Genomic DNA, 15,546 nt, shown 5'->3' with positions numbered 1-15,546 from the left:
TATGAAAATTTCTATCAAACTGTCGCGTGGTTTCATACTGCCATTATCCTTATGGATCATTGCCGTTATGGGTTTAGCGGCAGCAGTATTGTCTGAGTGGGTTTCAACTGCAGTTAACAATGCAATAGCCGTCCAAAACAAAGCAGACTCAGAACTTGCTTTTGCTAATATTCGCAATGAAATAATATTTGCCTTCGCTAGGCAACCCATGACATTCCGTGGCGTGATTGTAGACAAACTACCAGAACCAGGATCTAGTCTGGATCCATTCAGTGACACATTAAACACTGAATTTGGTGACGGTGAGACGATCATTCTTGACGGTAGAATCTCAACAGTCTCAAGCAATCCTAGATATGCGATTAAAATCCAAGACGGCAGAGGATTGGTTAATCTGAATGTTGCGAACAACACCACCCTTAAACGTTTCTTTACATCATTGAACATCAACGAAACGCTTCACGATAGCTTGATTGATACGCTACTTGACTATCGCGATGAGGATGATCTAACGAGACTCTCTGGTGCCGAAATCAATGACTACAATAATTTAGGGCTTACTCGCCCAGCCAATTTTCAACTCCTAACCCCATTAGAAGCTCAAAGAATAATTGGTTGGTCAGCAGCATCAGAAATTTGGGAAAACCATTATACAACGCCAATTTTGACGACCTGTAGGTCTAATGGATTCAATCCGAATACGGCCCCACAAATAGCGCTACAAACTTACATAGAAGGGGTCAGCGCTGATACGGCTAGTCTATTAATGACTGCCCGCGAAACGTATCCTTTCCGGAATATTCAAGACATCGGAAATGCGGCTGGATTAATCCTGGTAGCACAACCTTTCTTTTACAGTTTTGTGCCAGGACTGTGCTTTATAATTGACCTTATAGACAGAGAAACAAATGAAACAATACGCTTCTCTCTTACATTACTTCGAAGGGAGCCAGACCAGCCCTGGCAAATAGACTATGTTTATAAAATTCCTAAAGTCATCCAAGAGCGAGTGGCAGACATCAATCCAAAATATACTTTCCCCAAGCCCGAAGATATTGCGCGAGGGGCAGATTGATTTAGAAAGTGCTGAAGAGTCCGATAGAAACGTTATCTGGGTACCCGCGCGAAAGCACTTGAAGCATGTCACCCTCTCAATTCCTGGGCAATTAAGTGAACGACAAAAAGATTCTGCTCTCAGTCTGAAAGTGGAGGCTTGGTCGCCGTTTGATGATACTGGTTATGCAGTCGCATGGTCCGGAAATGTTGCTTGTGTATTTGCATGGGACAAAAAGCAAGTACACAGCCAGATTAGAGAACTCGGCTACGATCCAATCAAATGCAAAGTAATACCAGAAGCCTTTATTCGGCAGAATATAACCGACGGTCTACGTCTTGTGACGTGTGTAAATGGTATAGAAGGCCAATTCTGGAAAAACGGTATACTCATGGCCTCACGATGGTGGCAGAACACGCCTACAGTGAACGACTGGTATTTGTTCTCCCGCATAGCAGGACAACAGGCAGGCAACGGTTTGCCAGATGTAATAGAGCCGGTATGGCTTGATAAAACTTGGCATGAGAAGCCAAATAGCGGTGATTTGATTAGTTATGTAGTTAACTATCGACCGGCACGCACTTTCGCGACGGTTTTATTAATATTGCCTATCACCTTCTTTCTTGCACAGATAACAACATACATGACTCAGAATTGGCTTATTAATAAAGAAATTGCGGCAATAGAGGACACTAGTCAGTCCATTAGAGCAAACCGGCTCAATGCATTAATTGCTCTTGAAACTGCGGAAGACATCTCATCACTGCACAAGTACCCCCATCAAATTGAAATACTCGCCCGTGCTCATAGCCTGCTCTATGAGCACGGTGTAACTTTGCTCAGTTGGGAGTACGATTCTGGTGACCTAGAATTTGGCCTCGATCTTAGTTCGGAACTCGATCCAAGGGTTTTTATAAAAGCTTTTGAGAATGACGATTTATTTTCCAACGTCAGCGCAAGCACGAGAGGTCAAACGCTTATAGTGAGAATGAAAATCGCCTCTTCAAGACAGGGGAGCCAGAATGGATAAATACAACACGTTAAAGACTATCTCTCCTAAAGTTAAAGAGCTCATGCTCGACTTTAAGGCCGAGTTAAGGGCTAATGAGCGACTTAAATGGCTTGTCTTAGTTTTCGGCTGCCTTCTTTATATTGGACCAGTAATTTATTTAGAGAGCTTATCGAGCAAAACCAAAGTCGAAACTCAGTCATCACAGGCGAAGCTGGCTCAACTTAAGGCTCAGGTTAGCGAAACAAGGTGGCCAGAGCGAGCAGCTGAAGCTGAGGAATTCGTCAGCCAACTAGAACAAAGATATTGGCCTGGTGACACACCTGGCCTAGCAGAAGCTGGCTTTGAAAGATGGATACGCACGAATCTAGAAAAACATGGGATGGAAGTGCGCCAAGTACAGCTTTCCAGAGGTCCTGTTGGAAATATTGGCGCAAATTCTGAAACTTTATCGTCACTGCAGCACATACGAGCAAAAGTGTTAGCACCGCTGGAAGAAGTAGGTCTAATCCGTTTTTTGAACGACACCGCAACCAGTCAACCCTGGGTGATAGTTGAGCAATTGATTATTCGACCGGGAAGAAATGCAAGAGTTGAGATGGACCTCATGACCGTGCTTAAAATAAGAGATGGCGCAGGATGAACGTTGACATAAAGCATCAGATCATGTCGTTTGTGAAAGCCTTAAAAGGCCACATGACATCAATCCTTGTTGTCTCATGCTCTGTTGCCCTCGGAGTAGTGGCTGCAATTCTGGGGCTTGTAAGTTCAGGAAGCAACTCAGACCTTAACAGCTCTTGGCAACTTCCTGCGCGAGCAACTCTAAATATTCAGCCTGATATCGACACGATGCTAGCTGCTCCGCTATTCGGCGGCGAGCCACTCAGCATAGCTCCTTTAGTGGAAGAAGCGGTTGAAACTTCACTTGACGGGGACCGCTGGCAGCTATTGGGCATCGTGAGCAGAGGTAAAAAATGGAACGCCGTGACCCTCAACTTAGTGACCGGTAAGCTAAATCTCTATGAAACGGGAGACACTCTGCCAGGAGGTGAAGTGTTAACTATGATCGCGGAAAATGAGATAAAATTTGAAAAACAAAGCCAGAGCATGCGTATCGCACTTTTTAGTGACGCCGAAAGTTTGGAGTTGGACTGATGAATTTACCATCTAGAAATTCGGTTAAACCGTTCGCAGTTATACTATCTATATTTTTAATCACTGGCTGCACAACGGTTCCGCGGACTCCAATTACGACGCCTTTAATTAAACAGAAAGATTCAGCGGACTCAGATGTTGCGCCTGCCCAACTCTCGGGCCCTACCGCTGGTCGCGAGAAATTATTAGCCGAACCCGGTTTAATGACGCCAATTGGCAGGAATGCAGGCGCACCCGTTGTTAGCGATCAGCCACCATCCTTAACCGGACAAAACATAAGTATTAACTTCGAAGGCGTAGCCCTTCCCGCATTTATAAACACTGTCTTCGGTGAACTACTTAATTTAACATTTGAGATAGATAGCGCAGTTCTGTCCAGAGAACAGCTCGTCACACTGCGTACTGCAGAACCAGCAACACCGGACTCTTTCTATCAACTTGTTACGCAAGTTTTAGCAAATTACGGCATCAGTATTGCTTATCAAAATGGTGTCTATCGCGTCATTGAAAATGCGCAGGCCCAAACAGAAATCCCCCGTATCATTAGATCTCGTGCGTTTTCAAATGTCCCTGGCGACATGAGGCCTGTATTTTACTATGCAACCGTTGATAACATCCGCGTTCAAACGATGCAGAACTGGCTCAGCCTTACCCTTAGAGGAAGGCTGGATATTCTCATTGTTCCATTTTCAAATGCTTTGATTTTACTAGGCACCGGAGAGGACATTGCGGCTGCACTAGATTTGATAGAAATATTAGATCAGCCAACACTAGCGGGCAGCAGGAGTTTAAAGATATCGCCAGCTTATTGGAGTGTTGACCGGCTCACCACGCAACTCTTAGAAGTTCTTCAAGCAGAGGGTTACTCAATTGAAAGAGGTTCTAACTCTGTAGCGTCCATCAAGCTAATACCTGTGCAAGCACTTAACACTATCATTGTCTTCGCCACGAGTGAGCAAAACTTGCGGCATGTCACCAACTGGGCGGCTGAATTAGATCAGCCTGGACAGACAATCAACACTAGTGGTGTGTTTTATCATCAGATCAGGAACACGAATGCTGAAGAAGTTGCTGCTCTGATAAGCCAGGTTCTAGGGACTAGCGGGGAAGGCACGGTAACAGACGGCGAGCAAACAACTGTGCAAGCGGCCAAAAATTCTGTCGTGGTCGACACATCAAGAAATGCAATTATTTTCCAAGGCACTGCAGAACAATATTCTCAGTTTAGGTCTTTAGCGGATCAAATGGACAAAGCGCCCTATGAAGTACTCATAGAGGCAACTGTTGCAGAGGTAACTTTGGATCAAGGTCAGTCATTAGGTGCCGTATTAAATTTTGATGATACTGCATCTGCATCAAACTCTTTTACAATTGAGTCTAGCGAGGGCCTCGCCGTTAATCTAATTCGCGATAATGGAAGTTTCACGGCTTCACTTAATGCTGCTGCAGATGAAAGCAGGGTCTCTATTTTATCCAGCCCGAGACTGGTTGCCGCCAGCGGTAAAACTGCGACAATGCAAGTTGGAACTCAGGTGCCAATCATTACAACACAGCAAACTGCACCAGACGGATCTACAAATGGGACCAGCAACATACTGCAACAAGTACAATATCGTAACACCGGTGTGGTGCTGACAATTTCCCCTGTCGTAAATTCTAGCCAGCGTGTTGAACTAACAATTCAACAAGAAGTAAGTGATGCACAAGCAAACGATACTTCTGGCATACAAAGCCCCTTGATACTTACACGGGGCTTTTCAACCACTTTATCAATCGACGATGGCGAAACAGTTTTACTGGCAGGACTGATTTCAGAAAATTTCAGCAAAGGAAATAATGGAATTCCATATCTGAAAGATATTCCTTTGTTGGGCAATCTGTTTAAGAATCAGTCGCAGGGCCTAAATAGGACAGAGCTAATCGTCTTACTTACCCCTTATATAATCGATAATCGAGATACGTCACGATTGGTACGTGATGCATTCAGATCACAGCTCGGAGAGCTTGAAAATTCCTATCCACAATATCCTGAACAAGAATGATGCATATAACTATGGATACCCAAGCAATTCTAAAGCCGGTAAGAGCTCTATTACGAATATCATGCGTTCTCGCACTTGCCGCATGCACAACATACCGAACGTCGGAACAAACTCGGGACTATTGGTACCCGAATGACTCTTACCATAGCACTCTTACTGCTGAGCAGTTGGAAGACTTAGGTAAAGCCGGGTCTGACGAGGCTCTAATTGACTTAGCAATTCGCTACATGAGTGGAGACAGACTAGAACGTAATCAATCTAAAGGCATTGAGATTCTAGAAGATGTTGCGTCTCGCGGAGACCCAAGAGCACAGTACTTCCTTGGGTCTGCCTATCTTCTAGAAGCTGGTGCCCCCCTCTCTCATGAGGATGCGATACATTGGATGGAAAAGTCTGCCAAAGGAGGTTATGACCTGGGGCAGTATTGGTATGCTTTTATGTTATCTAGGGGACAAGGCGTTCAATCCGTTGATTGGGAATCTGCTATACCGTGGTTCAGAAAAGCAGCGCTGCAAGGTCATCCTGATGCTCAGTTTAGCTTGGCTGAGGCTTATGACAGCTGTAAAGGTGGACTAGATCGTGATTTCTCCAAAGCGGCAAAATGGTATCGAAAAGCTTATTTAGAAGGAAATAGTGTGCTCGCGAACTTCAATCTTCGGCGCCTAATTGATTTAGGTCTCATAGAATGGCAGGAAGGTGATCCAGGTACACGTCCGACTAAATTCGCAGAGATGGGCGACGACTATTATCAACCATGCCCAGATGGCCAGAAAGATCCCATTTTTAACTAAAGGTCAGGGTGAAGAAATCGGGCAATTCAAAGACTTATAAATATGACCACACAAATTGAGCTTGCAATCACTATAGGTGTTTTGGTTCTAGAAATCGGACTGCTTGGCCTCTGCTATTATAGGGCGAAACAACCACCAGATCCGTTAAACCCACGAATCCTAAATTATGGGTTACTCATGGTCATATTGGCGTTGTTGTTCTTAGCGACGCTTGCACATGTGATAACCTTGCTAACAGGAACGCAGGTTCAGCCTAGACGTCGACGAGGAATGTAATGTAAGTGAAACGCTAATAGATTCCCCCAGAACGCACAAGTTTTACTCTGAAGCATTAAAAATAACGCCGTACAGATTGTGTTATTGAGCCGCGTACTGTTGTTGCAATCTTTGATACTCAGGGTTATCTGGGTCGAGTTTGACCGCTTTTGAAATAAACTCGTGCGCATTGGCAATCTGCTTCTTCTCGGCCTCCACGAGGGCCAAACCATAATAAACCTGGGGGAAGTCTTTTGTGCGTTCAAGTGCATAATTTAGGTACCTGCCCGCGATCTCGAACTGGTTGCTAAAAATAGCGCTTAACCCAGCATTCACATGATACTTAATTTGATCTGGTGCTATTTCAGCCGCTTGATGATACGCCTTCAGAGCCTCAGGAAATTTCTGTATGTTCTGATAAGTATCACCTAAAGCTGCGAAGACATCTTCACGCCCAGGGTCAATTTCTCCAGCCTTAATAAAAGACGTAATTGCATCATCTATCCGTCCTGCAACAAGATAACTATGACCCAGCACGTGATGGTATTCAGAAACCGATGGATCCGCGTCAATTGAAGCTTCCAAATAACTTATGCCATCTTCAAATTGACTGCGCTGACAAGCAAGAACCCCTAAAAGTTTCAGAACTTCTGCATTTTTGGGCTCGTCGACAAGAATATTCAAATAAGCTTCTTCTGCTTGATCAAACTGTTCTGCCTGATGCAAGCTTAGGGCCGCCTCTAATTTTTCTTGGCTCATTTTACTTTACCTTTATGTATACCAGCCCATCCCATTTAAAATATAACGAGCTAAGAGACTGAAAATTCAAGATTACCTAGTGTTCTAGTCAACCGGCACGAATGGTTCAAATGAAAAAGTTATTGCTTATTTTCCAGCCTAGTCTGCATCGACAAGCCTGGAGACTTGATTACCTGGGAAATACGGTTAAAATCTGAGGTGTGGTGATTTGAAGACCGGATTGCGGCCACGTTAAATAAATCGCTAAAAAGGTCGAGGGCTCTGCCCCCGCCTCAACCGGTCGGGGGTTTTTTATTGTCTAAAAGGGCACACAATGACCATCGATTATGAGAGCCAACGCAATTGGCAGCCGCAAACTCAGGCCGTGCGCGGGGCAACAGTCCGCAGCCAATTTGATGAAACCAGTGAAGCCATTTTCTTGAATTCTGGCTATGTATACAAGACCGCCGAGGAAGCTGAGTCTGCTTTTAACCAAGAGATTGAGCGCTATGTTTACTCTCGGTTCAGAAACCCAACGGTAACGATGTTCGAGCAACGCCTCGCATTGCTCGAAGGTGCCGAAGATTGCCGCGCAACAAGTAGTGGGATGGCTGCTGTCTTTGCAGCACTTGCCAGCCACTTAAGTGCGGGTGACCGCTTGGTCGCGTCGCGGGCCCTATTCGGCTCGTGTCAGTATATCTGCACTGAATTATTGCCACGCATGGGTGTCATCACAGAGATCGTTGATGGTCGGGATATTGATCAATGGAGAACAGCACTCGCTACACCCGCACATGCGGTTTTTCTTGAGTCTCCATCCAACCCTGGACTTGAAATTATCGACTTGGCGCAGGTTTGCGAGCTCGCTCACACAGCTGGTGCAACTGTGTTTGTTGACAATGTATTTGCTACAGCCGAGCTACAAAAACCCTTAGAGTTAGGTGCTGATGTCATTATTTACTCAGCAACCAAGCATATTGACGGACAAGGCCGGTGCCTCGGCGGCGCAGTTCTGGGAACGAAATCTTTTATAGAAGATACACTGACGCCATTCATCCGCCACACGGGCCCCTCACTGAGTCCGTTTAACGCTTGGGTGTTGTTGAAGGGATTAGAAACGCTCTCGCTGCGTCTAGATCGCCATTGCGACTCAGCACTAGAAATAGCAACGTATCTCTCACGTAAATCGGAATTTACTAAGGTGCTTTATCCAGGATTGTCATCACATCCGCAACATCACCTTGCTATGCAGCAAATGAAACGTGGCGGAACGGTCGTTGCTTTCGAATTAGCAGGCGGAAAAGAAAGCGCATTTAAGTTTTTGAACAAGCTTAAAGTGATCGATATCTCAAACAACCTTGGGGATGCTAAAAGTCTCATCTGTCATCCAGCGACAACAACCCATCAACGTCTGACCGATGATGAAAAAGAAACCGTCGGCATAACACCCGGTTTTCTACGTTTTTCAGTGGGATTAGAGTCCGTTCAAGATATTATCGCAGATATTAACCAAGCCTTGTCGGCTTGACTGTTGGATATGGTCGTGGGCAGTTTTAAATTAGCATTAAACTTTGATTGATTTGAGATGTACGAAAAAACAACACGTGAAATAAGAATCAAAGTTCAACCTTTTTATCTGGATGAACAGTCAGAACCGGAGGAAGAACGTTACGTATGGGCTTATAGGGTCAATATAGAAAATGTAGGGGATGAGACGGTCCAACTAATGAATAGACACTGGCGTATAACTGACCAGTTGGGGCGATTGCAGGAAGTAAAAGGTGCTGGAGTTGTAGGAGAGCAGCCTATTCTCAACCCAGGCGAATCTTACGAGTACACAAGCGGTACACCACTCCCTACACCATCAGGCATTATGGTTGGAACTTACGAAATGGAAAGCTCTGCTGGGGAGCGCTTTAACGTAGAGATTCCAGCATTTTCCCTTGATAGCCCATACGATTCTGCGTCCGTCAACTAGGATTACTGATCCGACAAGTTGGCGACTTCGTAACAAGAGCGTAAAAGAAAAGTTCTTAACAGCAGATTTGTGGGCTTCGGCGGTCCGAAGGGAGCAAAAATGAAAAAAATCCACTTAGGAACAATCGACAAAATACCTAAAGACCATGGCGAAAACAAAGTCACGGCGGACCGCCCGACACGTGGGGAGGCCGAGGCCGCTGTTCGAACTCTGATCCGTTGGGCTGGCGACGATCCAACACGAGAAGGGCTTCTTGCAACACCTGATAGGGTGGCACGGTCCTATGAAGAGTTTTTTGCGGGATACTGGCAAGATCCAGAGGCAATTTTGCGAACAACTTTTGAAGAGACAGAGGGCTACGATGAAATGGTCGTCCTCACTGGTATCGATTACGAATCTCATTGCGAGCACCACATGGTTCCTATCATTGGAAAAGCTCACGTCGCGTATTTGCCAGACAATAAAGTCGTCGGTATTTCAAAACTTGCGCGTGTCGTTGATGCGTATGCAAAACGCTTGCAAATCCAAGAAAAGATGACGGCACAAATTGCAAACACAATCAACGACGTCCTTACTCCTAAAGGTGTCGCCGTTGTCATCGAAGGTAACCATGAATGTATGAGTACTCGAGGCGTTCACAAACCTGATGTAACAATGGTGACAAGCACTATGCTCGGAGCATTCCGCGACGATGCATCGACCCGAAGAGAGTTCCTTGCTTTTATAGGGAAGTAAGCGCTGTACACTTCAATATTTGACGCGCTGTTTAGCGCTGAGGGCTTTTGAGTTCGTTTCACCTCCTCTATGCTCTGAATTGCTGATAAACGTCAGCTTGCTGTATTTCAATACGGCAGATAATCGGGGCTGAGCTGCCATGACGTACATCGTTATAGACTTTCGGCCTGTATTTCTTGTCATCGGGCTGCTTCTCATTATTCTCGCGTTGGGAATGGGAATTCCTGCGATCGTTGATCTCAGCATTGGCAACCCAGACTGGACAGCTTTCGCAACAGCCGGTGCCTTCACTCTTTTTGTCGGCACAGCGACTGTTATGACAACGCGAACAGGCGAGGTTACTCTTACCTTGCGACAAGCGTTTTTATTAACGACATTGTCTTGGATTGTCTTACCTGCTTTTGCCTCTCTACCATTTATGATTTCTGATTATCGGTTGAACTTCACCGATGCCTTTTTTGAAGCTATGTCGGGTATCACCACGACTGGCGCAACTGTAATTACCAATTTAGACGCTGCACCTCCGGGTCTTTTGTTATGGCGCGGCATTCTTCAATGGTTGGGCGGCCTTGGGATTATTATTATGGCGCTGACCATACTGCCTATGTTGAAGGTCGGCGGCATGCAAATGTTCAAAGTAGAGGGGTTCGAGGCGCAAGAAAAAGTATTACCTCGTGCCACGCAAGTTGCTGCAGCTCTGGTTATCGTCTTTGTTTTTCTAACTGCTTTGTGGGCGCTGTTTTACTGGCTTGCAGGCATGGGCACATTAGACGCAACAGTACATGCCATGACGACCATCGCGACAGGCGGATATTCTAATCATGACGCCTCTATGGGCTACTTTGATAGTGGATTAATTGATGCATTAGCGATTATAGGAATGGTTGTCGGCGGCATTCCCTTTCTACTGTATGTTCAGGTGATCCGTGGTCGCAGCAGTGCATTGTGGAACGACAGCCAAGTCAGGTGGTTTATCAGCACAGTTATCACTTTTGTTGGGCTTGTAACGGTTTATCTTGTCATCACAGACACCTACGAGCCCGTTCTTGCGTTGCGGTTTGCAGCATTTAACACTGTTTCCGTTATTACTGGCACAGGCTTCGCCACAGCTGACTTCAGCCTTTGGGGGGGCTTTGTCTTGGTTGTCCTATTTATGCTTATGTTTATTGGGGGTTGTGCTGGCTCGACGACCTGCGGCATCAAGGTATTCCGTTTTCAAGTGCTTTTCGAAGTGGCGCGTGTCCAATTACGACAGCTTTTGGAACCACACGGTGTGTTTACGCCCTACTATAACGGCAGATCAATTGACGAATCCGTTGCGGCATCGGTTATGGGGTTCTTCTATTTGTATGCCCTGACCGTCTGCGTCCTTGGTGTGGCTCTCGCGGCCCTTGGTCTTGATTTCATTACAGCAATATCTGGCGCGGCCAGCGCGGTCTCAAATGTAGGCCCCGGACTAGGACCTATTATTGGTCCAGCGGGTACGTATGCCACCTTACCTGATGCAGCAAAATGGTTGCTCGCACTCGGCATGTTGCTTGGACGTTTAGAACTCTACACGGTCTTGGTTCTTGTTTTACCACGGTTTTGGCGCGGTTAATTTAGCCACCCTATTCGCACCTAATCTGGGTCCAAATCGTTCAGAACAAATTTAACAGAAAAAACGGTAATGAGGTTGGCTAAGTAATTAAGTTTCAGAATCCGCAGCAGCATTTTCTGCTACAGCACGCAGTTCTTGCTCGGAAAAATCGAAATCGATCTCACAGAACTCGCACGTCATCGATATCTTTCCATTTTCCGACATAGACATAATCTCATCCATAGGAAATGACGCCAGGATTTTTGCCGATCTATCACGGGTGCAACGACAGCCAACCGTAAGGGGACGCGGATCTAGTATACGGCCCCCGACCGTGCCAAATAAGCGGGCTAAAACGTCTTCTTCTGACAAAGTTGAACTGAGCAATTCTTGTTCTGAGACACTACTCAGCAGAATAACAGCGGTTCTCCATGCATCTTCTTCAGCTTCTGTGGGAGCTTTACCGCCTTCTGATGGCATACGCTGAACGAGTATGGCAGATACTTGCCAAGCGGACGATTGATCGCCCGGGTTAGAGCGGCCTGCAACAATCTTAATGGCGGTTTCAAGCTGCTCCGACTGTTGAAAATATTGATGCACACAGTCTCCTATAGAACTCCCAGCGAGTTCTATAATGCCTTGATAACGATCAGTATCCGGGCCCTGGTCTACCGTAAAAGCGATGTGCCCTGTTCCCATAAGATGCAGAAGCGAAGGTTGTTCACCCTCTTGCACGTTTTCAGTAGGCATTTGATCGGCATGAAATTTTGCACACCCTCGCATGGCTCTTTCGCTGGTAATGTCTGTGACCAAGGTATGAATTGGTCCGTTCCCTTGGACTTGGAGCGTAAAGGAACCATTAAACTTCAATCCATCAGCGAGAGCTGCGGATGCAGCCATCGCTTCACCCAAGATTTTTAGCACCGCATCTGGATAGTCGTGAGCTTTTAGAATTGTTTCAGCTACGCCATTGAGCCTTACCAGCCTGCCTCGAACTGCACCGTCATAGAGCAGAAATGGCTGGCTAACTCCTGGTCGGCTTGTGGAGAGGCCCGCAGTCATAGAAAAGCCCTCACCCAAGGCACCACATCAGGATACCTTTTTGGGCGTGCATCCGATTCTCGGCTTCATCCCACACAACAGACCAGCGTCCGTCAATCACGTCATCAAGGACTTCGTCTCCTCGATGGGCCGGTAAACAGTGCATAAATATAGCATCCGATTTAGCGAGATTCATCAGATCAGGCGTCACACGATACGGTGTTAAAGCCTCAACACGACCATCCGCCTCATCGTGCATAGACACCCAGGTATCGGTCACAACACAATCAGCCTGGTCTACAGCTTCTGTTGGATCATCCGTAACTTGCACATCCGCACCAGCTTCTAAAGCCCATTTCAGTATAGTCCGCTCAGGCATTAGACTGTCTGGACAAGCGAGCCGAAGCTTAAAGCCGAACTGCGCTGCTGCCTGGATGAAACTGTTAGAAACATTATTGCCATCCCCCGTCCATGCCACAACTTGATCCGCGATGGGGCCTCGGTGTTGCTCAATGGTCATCACATCAGCCATGAGCTGGCAAGGATGGGTCAAGTCAGTTAAGCCATTAATAACAGGAACGGTTGCGTGGTGCGCCAACTCAGCCAACTTAGCCGGATCGTCGGTCCGCAACATAATTGCATCTACGAATCTCGATAAAACGCGGGCTGTGTCGGCAATTGACTCTCCGTGACCAAATTGGGTTTCGGATTGCGGGAGCACAACGACTTCTCCGCCAAGCTGCCGCATACCCACTTCAAAAGATACACGCGTGCGGGTGGATGGTTTCTCAAACATCATGGCAAGAGTCTTACCGGCGAGAGACTTGGTTTGCTTACCCTTCATTAAATCTTGTCTCAAAGACGTACCAAGATTTAGAATCTGACGAAGGGTTTCCTTATCGATCACATCTAAGTCGAGAAAATGCTTCATTTCTTGGCCCATATTATGTCGCCAAATCTTGAGCAGCAGAAGTTAACTTAGCCAACGCCAAGTCTATCTCCTCAAAAGAAACGGTTAACGGAGGCAATAAGCGCACAACATTATCTCCCGCAACAACGGTCAACATGTGTTCCTCAAGAAGCCTGTTCACAACATCACTATTAGGAACGCAGCACTTTAGACCCAGCATTAAGCCGCGCCCTCGAACCTCTTCAAAAACACTTGGATAATCAGTGATGAGATTGTTCAGGCCGGACAACAACTTCTGCGACGCTTCTGATACATGGCTCAAAAAGCCAGGCTCAGTCATTACATCCAGAACCGCATTTGCTGCGGCCATAGCCAATGGATTTCCGCCAAAAGTAGATCCATGGGTTCCTGGTGCCATATATTTTGCCGCATCAGCCGTGGCTAAACAGGCTCCAACGGGGAAACCACCACCAAGTGCCTTGGCCAGCGTCATAATGTCTGGTGCAATCCCCGATTTTTGGTAGGCGAACAAATCACCTGTGCGGCCCATGCCGCATTGCACTTCATCATAGATCAGCAGCAACCCAAACTCATCGGCCATTGCGCGCAACCCAGCCAGATATTCATCTGTAGCAACCGCCAAGCCGCCTTCTCCTTGTATAGGCTCAACCAAAACCGCTGCCGTTTCAGCAGTCACGGCAGCCCGGGCTTCGTTCAAATTACCAAAAGGAATGTGGTCAAATGCATCTATCACCGGTCCGAAACCATCAAGATGCTTTGCTTGCCCGCCAGCAGCAATCGTGGCTAGGGTCCGGCCATGAAAAGCATTGTTCGCTGTAATCACACGATATCTGTTCGGTTCACCGCCGGCCTGATGATGTCGCCGGGCTATCTTGATCGCACACTCGAGAGCCTCAGCCCCAGAGTTGCAGAAGAACGCCGTGTCGGCAAAAGACAGGCCGACCAAACGAGCAGCCAACTTTTCTTGGCCATCAATCCGGTAGAGATTTGAGCAGTGCCAAAATTTTCCGGCCTGTTCCTGCAAGGCTGCAACCAAATGTGGGTGTGCATGACCTAGTGCATTGACCGCGATACCACTGTTAAAATCGAGAAAGCGTCGACCGTCAGATGCAATGAGCCAGGAGCCCTCTCCCCTCTCAAACATGAGATCGGTTCTTGCATAAGTGGACATTACGGCCGGCGGCGACATGACACGGTCCTTACATAAAGTTTAAAACACAGCACCCCGCGCACTGATCGGTCCGCGGGGCACAAACATTTAACGATGGCCCATTGATCACGTTTCAAACCCGTGAAAAACAGAAGGGCGACCCTCAGACCGCCCTATTTCTGCGGTTTTATCGTCGCAGACCCTATGTTGTCAATCTTTGAGCCATAAATACCGATAACCGCAAATTTAGGCTTTCAGCTTGTAGCCGCTCTTTAAGATCATATAAGTCCCAGTCAAGGTGGCAAAAGCCGTGAGCCCCGTAACTGCAATACCAAGCCCGACTTGGGTTGAGTCCTGCCCCAAGAAGCCGTACCGGAAGCCATCAATGGCATAAAAAAACGGATTGTATTGGCAGATGAAGCGAAGCCCCTCAGGCAACCGGTCAATGGTATAAAAGGTACCAGACAGAAAAGTCAGCGGCGTAATGATGAAGTTGGTCACCGCAGCCATATGATCAAATTTATCGGCCCAGACTGCACCGATGATACCTGCGCACGCCATAAACGTGGCCCCCATCAACGCATGGTAGACAATCAAAAATGGACTGTGAACATGAACCTCAGCAAAAAAGGCCATCGCAAAAAGCGCTGATAATCCAACTACAAGGCCGCGGGTCACAGCGCCAAGTGTCCAAGCGACCGTCAACTCAATAGCACTGAGCGGTGGCATCAAGACATCAACGATATTGCCCTGTACTTTGGCAACCAAAATGGATGATGACGTATTGGCAAACGCATTTTGAACAATGGCCATCATAACTAGGCCTGGGACCAGAAAATCGTTAAAAGGCACACCGGCTACTGGCGGGCGATCAAAAGCAAACGTAAAAATAATCAGAAATAAAAGAGTAGTGACCATAGGGGCGGCAATTGTTTGAGTCGCGACTTTGGTAAAGCGCCGCACCTCCTTCATGTAGAGTTCCCACATGCCACGCCAGTTTACCGCACCTACATCGCGCGGAAGGGGAATCGAGAATTGCCTGTTTTTCGTTATATCTGCCACGTCTCACCTCGTGCCTCTTGATACCG

15 protein-coding genes and 1 riboswitch are annotated in these 15,546 nt (G+C 46.9%); of the genes, 10 read left to right on the top strand and 5 right to left on the bottom strand.

Annotation, left to right across the window (positions count from 1 at the left end; genetic code table 11):
• The first annotated feature begins 1 nt into the window (after position 1).
• The 6 genes from RIC29_01870 (at position 2) to RIC29_01845 (ending at position 6,051) form a co-directional block, all read left to right on the top strand.
• Positions 2-1,075 (top strand): type II secretion system protein GspK, encoded by a 1,074-nt coding sequence (locus RIC29_01870; GenBank protein MEQ8733644.1) that lies wholly within the window; start codon positions 2-4, stop codon positions 1,073-1,075.
• A gap of 58 nt (positions 1,076-1,133) precedes the next feature.
• Complete coding sequence (locus RIC29_01865; GenBank protein ID MEQ8733643.1) at positions 1,134-2,084, top strand: hypothetical protein; 951 nt, start codon at positions 1,134-1,136, stop codon at positions 2,082-2,084.
• Positions 2,077-2,706, top strand: a complete 630-nt coding sequence (locus tag RIC29_01860; GenBank protein ID MEQ8733642.1) for a hypothetical protein — start codon at positions 2,077-2,079, stop codon at positions 2,704-2,706. The genes RIC29_01865 and RIC29_01860 overlap by 8 nt, the downstream gene beginning before the upstream one ends.
• Positions 2,703-3,218 carry a hypothetical protein gene (locus RIC29_01855; GenBank protein MEQ8733641.1) on the top strand — a complete coding sequence of 172 codons (516 nt, stop codon included), beginning with the start codon at positions 2,703-2,705 and terminating at the stop codon, positions 3,216-3,218. The genes RIC29_01860 and RIC29_01855 overlap by 4 nt, the downstream gene beginning before the upstream one ends.
• Complete coding sequence (locus RIC29_01850) at positions 3,218-5,260, top strand: secretin N-terminal domain-containing protein (protein ID MEQ8733640.1); 2,043 nt, start codon at positions 3,218-3,220, stop codon at positions 5,258-5,260. The genes RIC29_01855 and RIC29_01850 overlap by 1 nt, the downstream gene beginning before the upstream one ends.
• Positions 5,261-5,487: 227 nt before the next feature.
• Entirely contained in the window at positions 5,488-6,051 is a 564-nt protein-coding gene (locus RIC29_01845) for a tetratricopeptide repeat protein (protein MEQ8733639.1), read from the top strand.
• Between the two features lie 357 nt (positions 6,052-6,408).
• On the opposite strand, the gene RIC29_01840 is transcribed toward RIC29_01845, so the two are convergent.
• Positions 6,409-7,065 (bottom strand): tetratricopeptide repeat protein, encoded by a 657-nt coding sequence (locus RIC29_01840; GenBank protein MEQ8733638.1) that lies wholly within the window; start codon positions 7,063-7,065, stop codon positions 6,409-6,411.
• A gap of 190 nt (positions 7,066-7,255) precedes the next feature.
• Positions 7,256-7,333, top strand: a riboswitch (SAM riboswitch).
• A gap of 45 nt (positions 7,334-7,378) precedes the next feature.
• Here RIC29_01840 and metZ point away from each other — a divergent pair.
• The 4 genes from metZ (at position 7,379) to RIC29_01820 (ending at position 11,357) form a co-directional block, all read left to right on the top strand.
• Positions 7,379-8,572, top strand: coding sequence for an O-succinylhomoserine sulfhydrylase (metZ, locus tag RIC29_01835; protein MEQ8733637.1), 1,194 nt, complete (start codon positions 7,379-7,381; stop codon positions 8,570-8,572).
• A 57-nt stretch (positions 8,573-8,629) separates the two neighbouring features.
• Positions 8,630-9,022, top strand: a complete 393-nt coding sequence (gene apaG / locus RIC29_01830) for a Co2+/Mg2+ efflux protein ApaG (GenBank protein ID MEQ8733636.1) — start codon at positions 8,630-8,632, stop codon at positions 9,020-9,022.
• A 99-nt stretch (positions 9,023-9,121) separates the two neighbouring features.
• Positions 9,122-9,757, top strand: a complete 636-nt coding sequence (folE, locus tag RIC29_01825; GenBank protein MEQ8733635.1) for a GTP cyclohydrolase I FolE — start codon at positions 9,122-9,124, stop codon at positions 9,755-9,757.
• Between the two features lie 139 nt (positions 9,758-9,896).
• The gene (locus tag RIC29_01820; protein ID MEQ8733634.1) at positions 9,897-11,357 is read left to right on the top strand and encodes a TrkH family potassium uptake protein; all 1,461 of its coding nucleotides are present in this window, start codon (positions 9,897-9,899) and stop codon (positions 11,355-11,357) included.
• Positions 11,358-11,444: 87 nt separating this feature from the next.
• Here RIC29_01820 and RIC29_01815 read toward each other — a convergent pair whose 3' ends face one another.
• The 4 genes from RIC29_01815 to RIC29_01800 form a co-directional block, all read right to left on the bottom strand.
• On the bottom strand, positions 11,445-12,398 hold the full coding sequence (locus tag RIC29_01815) for an Hsp33 family molecular chaperone HslO (GenBank protein MEQ8733633.1): 954 nt from the start codon (positions 12,396-12,398) through the stop codon (positions 11,445-11,447).
• A 10-nt stretch (positions 12,399-12,408) separates the two neighbouring features.
• A complete protein-coding gene (gene argF / locus RIC29_01810; protein ID MEQ8733632.1) occupies positions 12,409-13,308 on the bottom strand; it encodes an ornithine carbamoyltransferase in 900 nt (299 codons plus the stop codon).
• 13 nt (positions 13,309-13,321) lie between these two features.
• Positions 13,322-14,497 carry an aspartate aminotransferase family protein gene (locus tag RIC29_01805; protein ID MEQ8733631.1) on the bottom strand — a complete coding sequence of 392 codons (1,176 nt, stop codon included), beginning with the start codon at positions 14,495-14,497 and terminating at the stop codon, positions 13,322-13,324.
• Positions 14,498-14,704: 207 nt separating this feature from the next.
• Positions 14,705-15,445, bottom strand: a complete 741-nt coding sequence (locus tag RIC29_01800; protein ID MEQ8733630.1) for an ABC transporter permease — start codon at positions 15,443-15,445, stop codon at positions 14,705-14,707.
• Between the last annotated feature and the right edge of the window lie 101 nt (positions 15,446-15,546).

This window comes from Rhodospirillaceae bacterium, from assembly GCA_040219235.1.
Classification (GTDB): Bacteria; Pseudomonadota; Alphaproteobacteria; order Rhodospirillales; family Rhodospirillaceae; genus WLXB01.
The sequence above is the reverse complement of the archived record's forward strand: the minus strand, read 5'-3'. Positions and strand labels throughout refer to the sequence as shown.